15 protein-coding genes and 1 tRNA gene are annotated in these 16,283 nt (G+C 39.0%); 10 read left to right on the forward strand and 6 right to left on the reverse strand.

Annotated features, from left to right (window positions below):
* Positions 1–179 precede the first annotated feature (179 nt).
* Positions 180–1,004, forward strand: coding sequence for a S1 family peptidase (locus tag ACFQZX_RS07545; protein ID WP_377113286.1), 825 nt, complete (start codon positions 180–182; stop codon positions 1,002–1,004).
* Between the two features lie 687 nt (positions 1,005–1,691).
* Here the strand turns inward: ACFQZX_RS07545 and ACFQZX_RS07550 are convergent.
* The 3 genes from ACFQZX_RS07550 to ACFQZX_RS07560 form a co-directional block, all read right to left on the reverse strand.
* Entirely contained in the window at positions 1,692–2,282 is a 591-nt protein-coding gene (locus ACFQZX_RS07550; RefSeq protein ID WP_377113289.1) for a Swt1 family HEPN domain-containing protein, read from the reverse strand.
* Positions 2,275–2,898: a DUF5343 domain-containing protein gene (locus ACFQZX_RS07555; RefSeq protein WP_377113292.1), complete on the reverse strand. Its 624-nt coding sequence runs from the start codon at positions 2,896–2,898 to the stop codon at positions 2,275–2,277. The genes ACFQZX_RS07550 and ACFQZX_RS07555 overlap by 8 nt, the downstream gene beginning before the upstream one ends.
* A 91-nt stretch (positions 2,899–2,989) precedes the next feature.
* Positions 2,990–4,444: an RtcB family protein gene (locus tag ACFQZX_RS07560; RefSeq protein WP_377113294.1), complete on the reverse strand. Its 1,455-nt coding sequence runs from the start codon at positions 4,442–4,444 to the stop codon at positions 2,990–2,992.
* Between the two features lie 189 nt (positions 4,445–4,633).
* Between ACFQZX_RS07560 and ACFQZX_RS07565 the strand changes: the two genes are divergently transcribed.
* The 7 genes from ACFQZX_RS07565 to ACFQZX_RS07595 are packed head-to-tail and all read left to right on the forward strand — an operon-like array spanning position 4,634 to position 11,617.
* Positions 4,634–5,680 carry a helix-turn-helix transcriptional regulator gene (locus ACFQZX_RS07565; protein ID WP_377113296.1) on the forward strand — a complete coding sequence of 349 codons (1,047 nt, stop codon included), beginning with the start codon at positions 4,634–4,636 and terminating at the stop codon, positions 5,678–5,680.
* Between the two features lie 36 nt (positions 5,681–5,716).
* Positions 5,717–7,471, forward strand: a complete 1,755-nt coding sequence (locus ACFQZX_RS07570) for an FAD-binding protein (RefSeq protein WP_377113298.1) — start codon at positions 5,717–5,719, stop codon at positions 7,469–7,471.
* Positions 7,464–8,321, forward strand: a complete 858-nt coding sequence (locus ACFQZX_RS07575; protein WP_377113300.1) for a class I SAM-dependent methyltransferase — start codon at positions 7,464–7,466, stop codon at positions 8,319–8,321. The genes ACFQZX_RS07570 and ACFQZX_RS07575 overlap by 8 nt, the downstream gene beginning before the upstream one ends.
* 2 nt (positions 8,322–8,323) lie before the next feature.
* Complete coding sequence (locus tag ACFQZX_RS07580) at positions 8,324–9,421, forward strand: hypothetical protein (RefSeq protein ID WP_377113302.1); 1,098 nt, start codon at positions 8,324–8,326, stop codon at positions 9,419–9,421.
* A 24-nt stretch (positions 9,422–9,445) separates the two neighbouring features.
* A complete protein-coding gene (locus ACFQZX_RS07585) occupies positions 9,446–10,216 on the forward strand; it encodes a hypothetical protein (RefSeq protein ID WP_377113304.1) in 771 nt (256 codons plus the stop codon).
* 26 nt (positions 10,217–10,242) lie between these two features.
* On the forward strand, positions 10,243–10,740 hold the full coding sequence (locus tag ACFQZX_RS07590; RefSeq protein WP_377113306.1) for a hypothetical protein: 498 nt from the start codon (positions 10,243–10,245) through the stop codon (positions 10,738–10,740).
* A gap of 13 nt (positions 10,741–10,753) precedes the next feature.
* Positions 10,754–11,617, forward strand: coding sequence for a leucine-rich repeat domain-containing protein (locus ACFQZX_RS07595; RefSeq protein ID WP_377113308.1), 864 nt, complete (start codon positions 10,754–10,756; stop codon positions 11,615–11,617).
* Between the two features lie 256 nt (positions 11,618–11,873).
* Here the strand turns inward: ACFQZX_RS07595 and ACFQZX_RS07600 are convergent.
* Positions 11,874–11,947, reverse strand: a tRNA-Ala gene (locus tag ACFQZX_RS07600).
* Positions 11,948–12,128: 181 nt separating this feature from the next.
* Positions 12,129–13,736, reverse strand: a complete 1,608-nt coding sequence (locus ACFQZX_RS07605; RefSeq protein ID WP_377113310.1) for a Na+/H+ antiporter — start codon at positions 13,734–13,736, stop codon at positions 12,129–12,131.
* Between the two features lie 831 nt (positions 13,737–14,567).
* On the opposite strand from ACFQZX_RS07605, the gene ACFQZX_RS07610 reads away from it, so the two are divergent.
* Both ACFQZX_RS07610 and ACFQZX_RS07615 read left to right on the forward strand, forming a co-directional pair.
* The gene (locus ACFQZX_RS07610; RefSeq protein WP_377113312.1) at positions 14,568–14,744 is read left to right on the forward strand and encodes a hypothetical protein; all 177 of its coding nucleotides are present in this window, start codon (positions 14,568–14,570) and stop codon (positions 14,742–14,744) included.
* 196 nt (positions 14,745–14,940) lie between these two features.
* The gene (locus ACFQZX_RS07615; protein ID WP_377113314.1) at positions 14,941–15,093 is read left to right on the forward strand and encodes a hypothetical protein; all 153 of its coding nucleotides are present in this window, start codon (positions 14,941–14,943) and stop codon (positions 15,091–15,093) included.
* A gap of 70 nt (positions 15,094–15,163) precedes the next feature.
* Here ACFQZX_RS07615 and lpxB read toward each other — a convergent pair whose 3' ends face one another.
* Entirely contained in the window at positions 15,164–16,282 is a 1,119-nt protein-coding gene (gene lpxB / locus ACFQZX_RS07620; RefSeq protein ID WP_377113316.1) for a lipid-A-disaccharide synthase, read from the reverse strand.
* Between the last annotated feature and the right edge of the window lies 1 nt (position 16,283).

Here is a 16,283-nt window from a genome sequence, read left to right on the forward strand (position 1 = left end):
TCGATACAAAGAAATAAGGGTAGTACGCAGTGTATTTGCGCAGATGAAATTATTTGATTTTTTTGAGATATTTACAGAGATGATACTTTTATAATACCTTAGGTACGGCTACGCCGTACTTTTGCCAACGCCTCATAATTCACGCCGGGATTGGCGAAATTTTATAGTTGACAAAGAAAATGAGAAAATTAAATAATATTCCACAAGACAATTTAGGATATGCAGTTTTACTTAGCTTGAATCATGGTGAATCATTCGGTTCCGGTTTTCGATTAAAATATCAAAACTCTAATTACCTTGTTACTGCACGACACGTTTTATACAATGATGATTTTAAATTAAGAAGTGATTTTTTAACAGTCACATGTCAAAGTGCAAGAGCTTTTGATTTAGATCCCTTAATAATGGAAATCGAATTAGACAAGGCCAAAGTGCACTATTCGGCTTCCAACGATGTTGCGATATTACTTATCGGAACTAATCAATTGGAATCTAAAGCCAAGGTTCCATTAAAGAACGACAAGGCGGTACACAAAAGAGTGGCATTCTTGCAATTGGAGAAGTACGTGAATATCACCTCTACCGGTAATAAGTTTGTCACATCAGTGGATAGTGAGGCTACTAGAAAATTAGATGAAATTAGAGTTGGAAACGATATTTTTTTATTAGGGTATCCTATGTCGTTAAGACTAAAGGAGGAGAGGTTTTTCGATTATTCGAAACCGTTACTTCGGAAAGGAATAACGGCTGCTACTTACCCGAAGGAAAATACATTTACCGTAGATTGTCCTGCATATTTTGGAAACAGTGGCGGACCTGTGATTGAACACGGTGAAGATGATTATTATAGAGTAATTGGTATTGTTTCCCGATACATACCTTACATTGTAGAATGGGTCAATCCTAGGGAGCATATAGTTAATAAGGAGTATACTAATTCTGGATATTCAATATGCGTACCTATGGATGCCGTATACGCGTTAATTGATAAGCATAAACCATGAAGGATGGCGAACTGCATTAATGCAAGTCGCCCGGTTTGTGATTCGTTCGATATATCTATCCTGTTGATCTCAAGCGAAGGATGTATGCGTTAAGGGGATTTTGAAACCACACGTGGCACGCGTGTGCTAGCAGAGGAATGAGATTAGTGTATTTGTTATATAAAGTTAGAAATGAAAATCTCTTTGACTATTGGGTTATAAGTTAGCCAATCATTTAAAACGATTAATGATGACTGTAACAAAAGATAATTTCGAGAAACGTCGCGCTCATAGTTCCCATTAAATTTCCCGCCGTGAAATAAATTGTTTCTTACGTCTCTTACATGTAAACACAATTTGCATACATCGGGTGTGTTGGGTTCGAATACCCGGGTTCTCCAAGTTAAACGATTATTGTTCAAACTTTGAATTCTTGGAGGTTCTTGTAAAAGGTACTCAACTGATGATTTTAAATCTTGGTCTCTATCGAATTTAAAATCTTTTGATATCGAATTAATAAATTTATCCCAGTTAGGATCTACCCTAGATTCATTACCGTTTGCAAATTCTATACTGGTTTTTAAAGCGCATTCGAACCTTGAAAAGGTGATAAAAAATTCGCTTATAAGTTCTTGCCCGTTAGTCGATATCGTAGAATTTACTTTTTTTAAAAATTCTTTTGATAGCATATTATATATTCCATAATAATTATTCCATTAATCTGAACCAATCTTTTACTGTTAATTCAAGTCTTACGATTTCATCCTCAGCGAGAGGGCAGCAATGTGCTATTGGGCCTCTCAATTGATTTAAATTAGTCATTATTTTTTGAAAAGATCTCTGTCCTCTTTTGAAAAGGTTTTCAAAGGCGTCCCAATTTTTAGTTACAACTTGTGTAAGTTCGCCAAAGGTTGTATAATCAATTTTTTCCTCTGATCGAATTGTGAAACCCGAATCTTCTTCCCTTTGAATGTTTTTTTCGACATTCTTTTTTAACTCTTCATCTATTCTTTCTGACCACCAATTTTCTCCATATTTTTCTTTCATTAGAAGCATAACTTGCCTTCTGATTGATTTTTCAAGGCAATAGAAAACCTCGTAGTGTTCCGACATTATTTTTGCCTCGTTTCTAAACTCCGTTTCGAATTGCAAATAAAAATCTTTCTTTTTTGTTTCAATTTTATCGTCGCGGCCTAAATCAACACCCAATTCTTCTTCAATGGAATTGAGTTTGTTTTCAACCAATGAATTGGCCAAGCAAAATAATTTAATCTTTGGAATTATGCTTTCGTCAGTCATCTAATAGGTTTTCTTTAAGTGATTTAAAAATGGCGCTGTAAATGGCCGGGTCATCAGTCTTAGGTAATACCAAGTTTATAGTATAGCTCAACCCAAGATTTAGTTTTTTAATTGTTTTTGTAGAATCATCCGGTAAGGTCCTTTCCTGCTTAATTTGCTCTTCTTTTACGGCAACATTTTCTTTCTTGGTTTCAAAATCTGCAAATTCTTTTGCAAAAATATATGTCCCAACTATTACTTTTACTGTGCTATTATCATGTGGTGATCCTGTTATTTCCGATACAACTTTCGTCAACTCGGCTCTTGATAAATCCTGAGCATACTCATTTCGAACATATATTTCTGAGTAACCTTTTTTCAAAGCTTCAGCCATAGCCGTACCTCTATAATTCGGATTTCTGAAATCTTTATATAATTGTGTTGGGGTTCCATCACTATTTAAAAAAGTGCACTTTTTAGCCCAAGAAATAAAAGCTCTTTGGTTGCCTCCTGGAAACCCCAATTTTGTTCCTAAAAAATCTGCATTAAATGATTCAGGGACCGTAGCCTCACAAATTTTATTTAAGATTTTTGGTAATACTCCTGGCGTGGGAATATAAGGTAAGTTAGTTGACATAAGTTTGAGGTTAGTTCTTAAGTTAAATATACCATAATAATATTATTTTCATATTCTATCAATCTGTAAATGTTATGCCTTAGTTATTAATCTAATCCTCCGGCTTCTCCCTCGCATCCGCCATCCTAACAATCCTTGGCTCAAACTTGGCTAACACTTCTACCAGGTCATTTTGCGCGGCCATAACCGTATGGATATCCTTATACGCCATTGGCGCTTCGTCCATATCGCTACCCATCAGAGTAATACGCTTGTCCAACAGGTTGGCGGCAATTACAGCCTTATCCAACGTTTTAAAGGCTGCGCTACGGCTCATGGCCCTGCCAGCACCGTGACTGGCAGAGTTGATACTGGCCGCGTCGCCTTTACCTCGGACTAAAAAGCCGGGCGTACTCATGCTGCCGGGAATAATACCCAGCACGCCCTCGCCGGCCGGGGTAGCACCTTTACGGTGCACCATTACTTCGGTACCGTCGGCCAGTTGCTCTTTCCAGGCAAAGTTGTGGTGGTTCTCTATCATGCTGATAGGCTTAACACCCAAAGCGCGGGCAATTTTGTTGTGGATCTCGTGATGATTGGCGCTGGCATATTCGCCGGCAAGGTTCATGGCAATCCAGTATTCCTGCCCTTCGTCCTTATCCAAATCTAACCAGGCCAAATGCTTAGCCTCAGCAGGGAGTTTAGTTTTGGTCATAGCTATGCGGCTGTAATAGTCGGCCACGCTACCCCCAAATCCACGCGAGCCTGAGTGAGAAAGCAAAGCCAAATATTTACCAGTAGGTATATCAGCCAAAGTGCCTTCGGCAATGTCCAACTCGCCCCATTCCACAAAGTGGTTACCTGTACCGCTGGTGCCTAACTGCGCATACGCTTTATCTTTTAACGAGCGGATCAATTTGGTTTCACCCCAGCTTTTGCTATCAAACAAAGAACTATCAAAGTATGATTTGGTGGTGCATCCCATCCCAAAGTAGGTGTTATCCACCAATATATTTTTCAATTTATCGGTTTCATTATCAATAGCTTCGGCAGGCAGATCAAAAATGCTTAAACACATACGGCAGGCAATATCCACACCCACAGCGAAAGGGATTATAGTATTGGCCGTGGTAGCCAGCACCCCGCCAATAGGCAGTCCATAACCCTGGTGCGCGTCGGGCATTAACGCGCCGGCAATGGCAATGGGCAATTGCACGGCTGTACGCATTTGTGCTAAAGCACCTACCTCAATGTTTTCCAAACCCCATACCGGGAAGTCTGCTATTTCTTCTTTCAGCTTAAAGTTGCTGCGTTCCTGCTTCACAAACTTCCCCTCTTTACGTAGGGCAATTACGTCTTCGGCCAGGTTTTTAAACTTGCCGCCTTTCTTTAACGCGTAAGGCATCGGGTCATCAATTAAGGCTTCTAAATTGGCCAATATCTCGGCCTTAGCCATTACGTTGTGCTTTAGCAAACCATTCGCCACGCGGCTAAAGTTTACCAATACTTCCACATCGTTAATGCCTAATGCCTTTAACTCGTTGTTGCCTATTTTTTCCTTTTCCATAATATTACACTAAAGGTATCATTTAACAATTTAAAAGTCTCCGGGCCAAAACCCCTCTCCCCGGATTAGGAGAGGGGCATTTTGTGAACAGGTTTAGCCTTTCGACAGTACAAAGAGAAATATCAAGTGCGCAGCGTATTTGCGCAGTGAAAAATAATTTATAAATTCATCATAAATATTTTCACACCGATGCCTGTTAACCGCAATGCACTAATCCGCTACCGCACTATTGACCAATGCCTACAAAACCGCTTCAAAAAATGGACGCTGGATGATTTAATAGACGCCTGCAGCGATGCTATTTACGAATACCAGGGCATTGATACCGGCGTGAGCCGCCGTACCGTACAGGCCGATTTAGAAATGATGCGTAGCAATAAGCTGGGTTACGAAGCTCCAATCGTAGTGGTTGATAAAAAGTATTACACGTACAGCGATAAGAATTATAGCATTACCAATAGTCCTTTAAATCAACAGGATATGCAGGTTTTGAGCGAAGTATCTGGTTTATTAAAGCAGTTTAAGGGCTTTAACCATTTTATTGATCTAAATGAAATGGTGAGCAAATTGGAAGACAAGATCTATTCGCAAAAAACACAAAGCGCGCCGGTAATTGATTTTGAGAAGAACGATAACCTGAAAGGCTTGGAGTGGATAGAGGTGATCCGTAAGTATATCGTAGCTAAGAAAACCATGTGCGTAACCTATCAATCGTTCAAAGCACGCGAGGCCAGTACATTTTGCTTTAGCGGATATTTGCTGAAGGAATATCGCAATCGTTGGTTTGTGCTGGGAATATCGCACCAGCGTTATAAACCGTTGCTTAACCTGGCGCTGGACAGGATACAAACCATCACCGCGCATGATGAGGATTATATTGAGAATACCACTATCGATTTTTCAACTTATTATAACGATGTAATAGGAGTAACCAAATCACCCGGTCAGCGCGATGTGGAAGTAGTGTTTTGGATTGATGCTAAAAATGCGCCTTATGTAATTACTAAACCATTGCACCATACGCAAAAACTGTTGAGCGAAGATGTATCTGGTAAAATTTTTAGCATACGCGTAATAATGAATTTTGAATTGGAACGCGAGCTATTGGGTTTTGGATCCAAGCTTCGTGTGCTTGGCCCAAGAATATTGGTTAAACAAATCAAAAAACAATTGTATGAAACGCTGGAGAGTTATAAGGCGCCGGAAACACAATCTTCGGATAGTTTGCCTGAATAAGTATATCTTAGTTTCATAAAAGTCCTTGTAATATCTATGCGCCTTAAACAAAAGCTACCTGTAACCTATCTGCTGTTTACTTTTAACGGCCGCTTATCAAAAGGAGCTTTTTGGCTGGCTTCCCTCTTTTACTGGTGCACTTTTTACGTGTTATACAACTTGTTATCCCTTACAGGCAAAGGTGCTACGTTTATCCTATATCCTTTACTATTCTGGATTATCATAGCTACTTCCATTAAGCGCCTTCATGATCAGGGTTATTCAGGCTATTGGCTGTTTACTGTTTTAATACCTGTGCTTGGGCCGTTATGGTTATTGTGGCGATTAGGTTTCAAGAAAGGGAATTATACGACAAATCAATACGGCTCGGTACCCGGTTCGGCGCCCGATTATTTGAAAAATGATGAAGGTAAAGAGATCCCACACCTTAAAACAGATGAGCGCATTATTGATGATGTAACCCGATTGAACCCGGTACTGGTTAGCAAGATTGTGCGTCCAACTTCAGTTGAGGAGATCTGCGAAATTGTAAAAAACGCTACTGGAGCTATCTCCGTAGGCGGTGGGCGTTTCAGCATGGGCGGGCAAACAGCAAGCCCGCATAGTTTGCATATTGATATGCGGGGAATGAATAAGGTGCTGGAGTTTTCTATAATAGAGAAACTCATCAAAGTGCAAACAGGGATCCGCTGGTGCGATATTCAGCAGTATATTGATGAGTATAATCTGAGCATCAAAATCATGCAAACCTATGCCAACTTCACGGTAGGCGGCGCGTTGAGTGTTAATGCACACGGACGGTACATGGGCATGGGGCCGGTGGTGTTATCCGTTCGCTCGATAGATGTAGTACTGGCCGATGGCTTGTTGATACATGCTACCAAAACAGAAAACCCGGAAATATTCTTTGGCGCCATTGGCGGTTATAATGGCATTGGCATTATTGTTCAGGCCGAGTTAGAACTGGCCGATAACCTGGCTATTAAACGAATCGATAAAAAAATGAAGGTGGAAGAATACAAGGACTACTTCTTCAAAACCATACGCGATAATCCACAGGTAGTTTTCCATAATAGCGATATCTACCCACCTAAATACAAGCGTTTACGAGCTGTCAGTTGGATAGAAACCACCGAAAAACCAACTGTTAAAACCCGGTTGATGCCGTTAAAAGAATCTTATCCGCTGGAACGGTATTTCCTATGGGCGTTTACAGAAAGGCCTTGGGGTAAACCCTACCGGGAGTTTATCATTGACCCTTTATTGTTTAGGAGCAAAAAGATTCACTGGCGCAACTACGAAGCCGGTTACGATGTTGCCGAATTGGAGCCTAAATCACGCCTTAACAGCACTTATGTATTGTTGGAATACTTTGTGCCGGTTGATCGTTTTGAGAAATTTGAACAGGCCATGGCCGAAATATTTATCCGGTTTAATGTAAACGTATTGAATGTGTCTATCCGCCATGCCAAAGCCGATCCGGGTACTTACCTGGCCTGGGCGCGTGAAGAGGTATTTGCTTTTGTAGTTTATTATAAGCAACGCACAGACCCGGCATCTAAACATGCTGTTGCTGTATGGACCCGTGAACTGGCCGATGCCGTAATTGCTGTAAACGGTGCTTATTATTTACCCTACCAGGTACATCCAACCGCCGAGCAGTTTCATAAAGCTTATCCCAACGCGCAAAAGTTATTTGACTTGAAAACCAAGCTTGACCCTGAGAATAAATTCAGGAACATTTTTTGGGATACCTATTATCAACCATTAAAACTAAAAAGCAATGGCTAATATATCCGAATTTAAAGCAGTATTTAACGATACCAAATGGAGTGATGATTTTTACCGCTTTTTGCAGGTGATATTTCATTTGTATCCTGAGGATAAATTTCATCAACTGATAAAAGAAGAAACGGCTATCGGTAAAACTGACGAAGAGATTTACAAATCGGTACAAAGCAAGCTGAAAAGCATTAAGCCATTTTTATCGGAATTGACGTATGCTTTGCCTGCGCTTAAAAAACAAAAAAAAGAGATTGTTAGGCAAACGCTGGAGTTATTGGGCGGTGTAAATCAGATCAACGGTTATGCCGAGATCGGTTCCACCGGCCGTTATATTAGTCAGCTAAGAAAAGAAGCAAAGGTTACCGGTCCGATATATCTTATTAACGATCTCGCGCCAACCAACTCACCTAGTGATATTATGGAACGGGGGCAGTTAGGTAAGCTGGGCACTTTTGTGGATATTAATGGTTATGCCCCTATCAACAGTTCAATTATCTCAGATGCCAGCCTGGATGTTGTGACCTGCTATATTGGTTTACACCATTGCCCGGTGACAAAGCTGGATGGATTTGTAAAATCAATTAACCGCATCCTTCGGCCCGGCGGCTCTTTTGTTATCCGTGATCATAATGTTAAAACGCCCGAGATGGCCACCTTTGTTTCTTTGGTGCATACAGTGTTCAACGTAGGTCTGAATGAAACCTGGGAGTTTGAAGCCAAAGATTTTAAGAATTTTAAACCGGCAGACGACTGGGCAGCTATTATAGAACAGGCCGGTTTTAAAGATGTGGGTAAACGCATATTACAGGATAAAGATCCATCCGATAACACCTTAATGTTGTTCATCAAAATATAAGCATGAAAAGGCTGAGGATACTGACATTAATTGCCCTGCTGCTCGCCATCATAACGTTTGCTGTTAAAAACAGGAAGCCATCCACTGTGGCTGCCGGGAAAGGTTTGTTGGTTGATAAAGCCTGGCTGGCAACCAATCAGCATCCGCTAACACCTCAGGCAGCGATACGTCCGCCTGATCAAACTTTCCTGACTTACCCCGAGTGGTTCCTTGTGTTTAGTCCGGCGGAACAGGCGGGTTACTTTAAAACACACACTTCAACCACATTTCCATACCTAAAGCATGTCGACCAGATGTGGGGTGGCTATGGCGTTGTGTATAATCAGATCAAAGGTAATTTCCCATTCAATACCGGCTACCATGTTATGATATGGGTAATAGCCGGCAGTACAACAGTTGAGTACGGTATCAAATCATTTTACGAAACCATTATTGGCCGGGTAACCGATACCAACCCCAATGAAAAAATGACCACCGAGGATAAGTTCAACGCCGATTATGAGCATAGTTACGTGAAATTTATTGAGGCATTGCCATGGTACGAGTATGATTTTAACCATCAGCTCAAATCGTTATGGAGCAATACCTCTTTCTCCGGCCCGCATTTACTGCGAAAACTGGAAAGGCGCTATTATCTTACTACCGAATTATTGGTTAAAAGTGCATATGGCTGGCTGATTGGTTTAGGCACAAAATCGGCTTATGAAACAGCCTCGTTGCAAACCGCAGTAGTCATGGATAGGCTACCCTCAGGGGTGGATACAATCGGATTTGTGCATAACATAAAAGTATTGCCCAACGGTAAGGTGCTGGCTAATTTACCCCGTTACGCTGAATTTAATACGGCGGTTAATAGGCTGGCTGAAAATGGTGTTGGTTTTAATGAGATTGCCGGAAATAAAGGCGCTATTATGCTTACTGTTTTAACCGACAAGTCTTTAAATGTTACCGGCAATTATAAAGTGCTATTTACTCAGCCGATCTTTACCAAATCGGGCTTAAGTAGAGTTGCTTTAGTGACAACGGTGGAAAACCTTAGCTCGCTAGTAAGAACACTTAAACTAAAAGGGGTGAATATAGAGCATATTTATGATTATTAATTAATTCTTTAATAACTACAACTCATGAAATTTAACCTACTTATCATAATAATAGTATTTAATCTCGAAAGTTGTTTAGGCCAAAATGATAAAAACCTAATCAGTAATTGGAATACGCATCCAATTCCTACTAATCCGGACAGCCTTAGAAAATATGGTTTCTCTTTACAAGAATGGGCTGTCTATGAGAAAAACGATTCTGTTTTTGTGGTAGATAAGAAAGAACTTCCATACCCTCAATTACCCTTTAAAATTAAAGTTAAGAAAGCGGATAGTCGTGACTTTTTAGGAAGGGCTTCAATCTTGAACGTAGATAATGGTTATTTAGTAGGTTTTTACAGAGGTGAATGGGGCGGTGCTCTATACTGGGTTTCAAGTGATGGTAAGAATTATTATAAAATATCAAATCATGAGATAGTGCAGTTTATTAATAGAGGAGGCAAACAATACGCCATTGAAGGGCTTGCACATTTAGGGATGTCGGAAGGAAGCATTATTGAAATCTATAAATCAAACGATAGATGGGCTGTAAGCGAACACTTAAAACTACCAACAGCACCAGAAGCTATTGCATTAGATAGTCAAGGTAACTTTATCATTATCACTTCTAAAAGTTTGTTACGAGTAGATCGAAATGCACAAATATCTTTTTTAGTTGATAAAGGATTATGGTACGCGGCTCTTTATCCTAATTCAATGGTTATCAGAAATAATATTATGTATGCAGGCATGCGCGCGGGAGTTTATCATTACGATCTGATTACACGGAAGGATTCTTGGTTGTTGCCATATTAGTATTTATGATTCCAAGCTTGACAAAATTGAAAAGATCAAACATTACTCCCCTCAAGGCCCTTTCCGTATTAACTATTTGTTTAGGCCTTGCGATAATTTACTTCACCGGTGGGTTTGGTCTTGGAATAGGAATATTGATGATGATAAGTTCAATATTACTCTATCTCATTAATTACTTTGCTTCCAAGACTAAAAATTTTAAAATAATACAGATCGGAGTTTCGTTGGTGTATGTTTTTACTGTTTCCTATTATGTTTTTAAATGGCAGGAACATACAACTTTTATCTTTTCTAAAACATCCAAAGGAACGGTAGGGATAGTTTTTGGCATTCCAGGTTATCCTGCGCTGCCCCCAACTTTTCTATGGACTAAAACTCTCACAATCCCTAGTAGAGGTGTTGTCATTACGTCCACAAAGGAGGAAGATATGCCAACCTGGCAACGATACCAATACTCCGATGGATCTGCAGTTGAAACAAATGACATTGAATGGAATCCCCAACTTTCAATTTCCCTGTATTAAAAACAAGGGAATAGTGAAGGCATGGTTGTTTAGCAAAAGAGAGCAATCCGATTCATTAGCGCAGAAGCGTATAGTAGAACTTGTGAACAAAATTGATGCAGGCAAATTAAAAACCTTTTATACGTCTTCAGGGGTGTCGATTGTAATGGCTAAAGAGGGGGCGTATCTAACTCTTCAAGGTGCTGGACTTGCTTATCTGCCTGATGCAGTCAGCACATTACCGATTAACACAATTTACCTCGCAGATAATAAATTTACAACGATTCCCCCACAGCTTTATAAAATTAAATCACTTCATAGTATTTATTTGGGTGCAAATCCCATAAAGTCATTTCCAAATGATTTGTATAAAATGCGAGGCCTAAAAAGCCTATTAGTAGGAAAAACAGAAATACGCGAAATTAAAACCGATCTTTCAAATCTTGATAGTTTAGAGGACTTTGATATTTCTGGCAACAAATTGTCAAAGTTTCCTGAAAAAATCAAGACGATTCCTCATCTGAAATGGCTTTCAATTAAAGAGAATGAATTTAAAGATTTGGAGTTCGTAGACAGAAATTTAAGTGGGCTTCGAACATTGCAGGTCTATACAAATAAGATTAAACGCATCTCTGATAAAGTTCGCTATCTGTCTAATCTTAGAGAATTACTAATTTTTGATAACCAAATAGATAGTATACCCAACTGTATAGGTTCTTTGGTTAATCTCGAAAAACTTGAAATTTGGAATAACCCACTCCGTTACATTTCTCCTGAAATCAAAAAGTTAACAAAATTGAAAGAGATAAGATTAGATGACAATTATTTATCAAGAAACGATAAGAAACAATTAAAGCAATGGTTACCGAATTGTGAAATTCATTTTCAAACCAGATAGAAGTGATTGATATGTGAAAATTAATGTCCTTGTGCCGCTAGCATCAATTAGGGGCATCTGCAATTAATTTATTAACGAAACGAATGACAAGACGCTATCTGCTACACAACAACCTTTTGTCCAAAAAATCTTAAAATTTCGCATTTCACGCAGATTGTGACTGGAAAATCTCAATGAAATTTAAGCAAAGTGTTGTACCCAAAAAAAAATCAGGCTTTTAGATTAAATTCTAAAAGCCTGATTGTCAATTAGTGTGTGGAGAATATCGGAGTCGAACCGATGACCTCTTGCATGCCATGCAAGCGCTCTAGCCAGCTGAGCTAATCCCCCTTTTGCGGGATGCAAATATATTATATCCCGCAATTAAATGAAATTTAAATTTCATTTAATTGCGGTGAAGCAGTAAGCGTTTGCCTTTAATCTTACGGCACCCAAATACAGACGCTTCAAAATGGCAAGTTTGCAATTTCTAATTTTCACCTGTCGTACTTACAATGTAACCTGAGGCTGATTATTCAATATCATCCTGCATGTTCTCTTCTTCAAGGTCAAGTCTGTTTTCAATATACCGTATAACATCGTCGTCATAACCGTCCTTTTTCCTGAATTTATGCAGCTCTGTACGTTCCTTTTCAGTTACCTGGGTCATAATATTCCGGTATTCGCTCATCATCTTATTTGCTTTTTTCCTGGCGCCGTCTCCTTCACTTGATTTTCTTAGCAGATCTACTTTATGTTTCAAAAATTCATGTTTATGCTTTAACAAATCGTTTCCATCTATTTCCTGGCCATATTTAGACTGTAATTCATTAACAGCACTGCATATCAGCTTGTATTCAATTTCCATTATTTGCTGATTGTCGGGCTTTTGCTCAGGCATGCCCTCCGGTTTAACTTTGCGTATTACCCAGGGTAGGGCCAGGCCCTGGCCAATAAGTGTTACTATAATGACCACAAAGGTGATAAACAAGATCAGATTGCGATGAGGAAAAGTTTGACCGGACGGCAGAAGCAGCGGAATAGAAAGGGCCGAAGCTAAAGAAACTACACCACGCATACCGGCCCAGCTTATGGTAAGTGGGTTGCGCCAGCCCGGGTTATTTTGTGCTACTGTGATGTACCGGCTTATAAAACGTGTAAATACGGCAGAGAACAAACCTGATAATATGCGTGTAAGTATGATAATCAGGGTAATAACCAAGGCAATAAATAATGCTGATGATATGCTCATGTTTTTAATGCCGGTGATTATATCCGGAAGCTGCAGGCCGATTAAAAAGAAAATTACTGCGTTGAGCACAAACACGATAGACGGCCATAGGGCGCCTGACTTTAAACGACTGCTGTGAGAAAATACGAAATGATTTTGATAAGCAATAAATAAACCGCCGCTTACTACGGAAAGCACGCCCGATGAGTTTACAGCCTCGGCAGATATATATAATATATAAGGTATAACCAATGATATGGCAATATCCAAATTTGCTGTAGTGGGTAGCCATTTATATATAGCATAAAAAACCAGGCCTATAGCAAGGCCTATTAGCACTCCTGATAATACCACCAGTATAAAACCACCGGCAGCCTCATGCCAGGCAAAATGGTTTGATATGATTGCAGCAAGCGCAAACCTGAAAACCGTTAAGCTGGTAGCATCATTCAGTAAGCTTTCTCCCTCCAAAATAGCTGTTAAACCTTTTGGAAGCTTGGTATATTGTAATATGGCTGTAGCAGCAGCAGCATCTGGCGGAGAAATAATAGCGCCAAGTAAAAACCCTTGCTCAAGCGTAAAGCCTGGTATAAGCCACGTGCTTACAAAAGCTACTGCTATAGCCGTAAACAAAACAAAGCCTATAGCCATAACACTAATAATGCGTCGCCACTTCCAGAGTGCTTTTAACGACATGTTTTGAGCCGCATCATATAATATCGGTGGCAAAATAACCAGAAAAACCAGGTCTGGGATGATGTGTATCTTAGGTATGCCTGGTATAAAACTTATTACCAAGCCGGCAAGCGCCAGGAATATTGGATAAGCAATTTTTAACTTTTGAGCGATAATAGCCAGAATGGATACGCTAAAAACAAGTCCTAAACATAATATGATAACAGAGTGCATTTGCAGGGAGTAGATTGATGTTACAGATTTGACTAAAGATAGCGGTTTACTTATTGCCTGAGAAATGAATTGTAAGGATGAATAAAATTGCGTTGAACTAAAAAGTATACAGGGCTTTAAAAAAGTAAAGCCCCTGATGGGCAGGGGCCTTTACTAACCAATTATAAACCTAAATTATGAGAAGACTTTTTTATCGTTTTTTGATAGTGTAAAATTAACACTATGTTTTAAATTGCCAAAATTTATTTTGTAATTTAATTGTAACAATTTGAGATGCAAGTTGATTATTTGTTTATTCAAGCTCCCTCAACGCAAATGTATGAACAAAACATAATTTATTAATAATTATTGTACTTTATTTTGTAAAATATTTTAATTTTTAATGAAAAACATGCTAAATAAGCGCTTGAGTATGTAAAATTAGCTATATCGTAAGTAGTTTTTTACATTATTTGACAATTTTAGAATAAATGCACTGTAAAATAAATGTAATAGTGATGTTAAATGATTATAAAGCACCTATAAAAGTTTTTTGAATCCATTTGGCTCCTTTAAAATGCTTCATTAATCTGATTTCTAAAAATAGAACGGTTGTTGTCTGTAAACGGACGCTTTTTTATTTTATAGGTATTAAACCGACCATAATCTCAAACAGTTTGAACATATTAATCTAAAATATATCCGCAGACCAAATTTAAAAGTGGTATAAAATCATCTATTAAATGCTAATTTTGAGTTGATAAATAGAGTTGGGAAATAATTTTGAATTTTTTTGTGGAAAATGATGTTTTTGGCATTCAATTGGAATACAATTAATCAAACGAGGTTATAATGATGATCGACCCAGAAAATAATGAAGCAGGCGAACAAAAAGAGTGGGACAATCCACAAGCGCCTGAAAGTACATCAGATGCCCGCGATAAAGAACAGATAGAAAGACAATATAAGGAAGCAAAACGCAGGCACGATAATTTAAGCGAAAATCAGGATAACGAAAACAACGAATAAGGAAATCAATATTAACTGAATCAATAACTAAAATATTTCAACATGAAAACTTATCAAAAACCAGCTACCAGCAAATTAGTGAACCGTTTCGACAAAGAACTAATGAATATATTAATGAGTGATCTGAAAGCCCTAAAATCAAAAAAACAGGCTGCATAATTAAACTCAACTAAACTTCAATACTAAACACCTACCTATGAAAACTTATAAAATATCTACAAGCAAATTAGTGGCGCGTTTTGATAACGATTTAAAAAATCTGTTAATGGAAGACTTAAAAGCTTTTAGGGAACGCACTCAGTTTTCAAGCAACAAACAGAAGGCTGCACAGCAATTGTCAGCTGCCTGATCAATCATATATCATCTATACTATTTAAACATTACACCTTTGAGGGAAATGAGGCTTGGCTACCAGATAGCTAAGCCTTATTTTTTTTGGCGTAATTAATTATCAGGCCCGCTGTTTTGCCCGATGCGCCGGGCGCGCCCATCTTATCCAGTAGTAAATCATAGTTGGCGAGCATCTTGTTCCGATAAGCATTATCGTCAATCAGCTTATTCAATTCTTCAGAAATGTTTACAGGGGTACAGTATTCCTGAATAAGCTCTTTCACCACAAGCTTATCCATAATTAAATTTACAAGCGATATAAACCCGATTTTTATGAGTGACCGCGCGATTTTGATTGTTAAAGGGTTGCCTTTGTAAACTACTATTTGCGGCACTTTGAACAAAGCGGTTTCTAAGGTAGCAGTGCCTGAGGCAACTACTGCAGCATGAGCATTAGCCAATATATCGTAAGTAGCATTAAAAATCACCTGAGTTTTTGTATCGCCGATGTATGTATCGTAATAGGCCGGCGCAAAAGATGGGGCACCGGCAATAACAAACTGATAATTTGGAAAATTAGTAATTACAGATGCCATATCTGGCAGTAGCCGGCTTATTTCCTGCTTGCGGCTGCCTGGTAATAGTGCTATGATCTTTTTAGTGTTCAGATTGTATTTTTGCAAAAACTGGTTGTCGGGTTTAAAAGCATCAACCGCATCTAATAATGGGTTGCCTACATAGTCTATATCCATGCCCCAGCTTTTGTAAAAATCAACTTCAAAAGGCAGGATACAAAACAGATGATCAACAATGCGTTTAATTTTTAGTACACGTTTTTGGTTCCAAGCCCAAACTTTTGGAGATATATAGTAGCAAACTAACAGGCCATGCTGTTTAGCAAACTCTGCTATCTTCAAATTAAATCCCGGAAAATCGATCAGTACCAAAACGTCAGGCTGATAAGCGGCGATATCCTGTTTGCAGTGCTTTAGGTTTTTTAGAATAGTATTCAGGTTCATCACCACTTCAACAAAGCCCATAAAAGCCATTTCAGCATAGTGTTTTACCAGGGTGCCGCCTTCGGCCTGCATAAGATCACCTCCAAAATAACGGAATTGGGCTTCAGTATCCAGCTCTTTTAAAGCTTTCATGAGGTTTGCACCGTGCAAATCGCCGGATGCCTCGCCGGCTACCAGGTAATATTTCATA

It is taken from the genome of Mucilaginibacter litoreus, assembly GCF_042676805.1.
Taxonomy (GTDB): domain Bacteria; phylum Bacteroidota; class Bacteroidia; order Sphingobacteriales; family Sphingobacteriaceae; genus Mucilaginibacter; species Mucilaginibacter litoreus.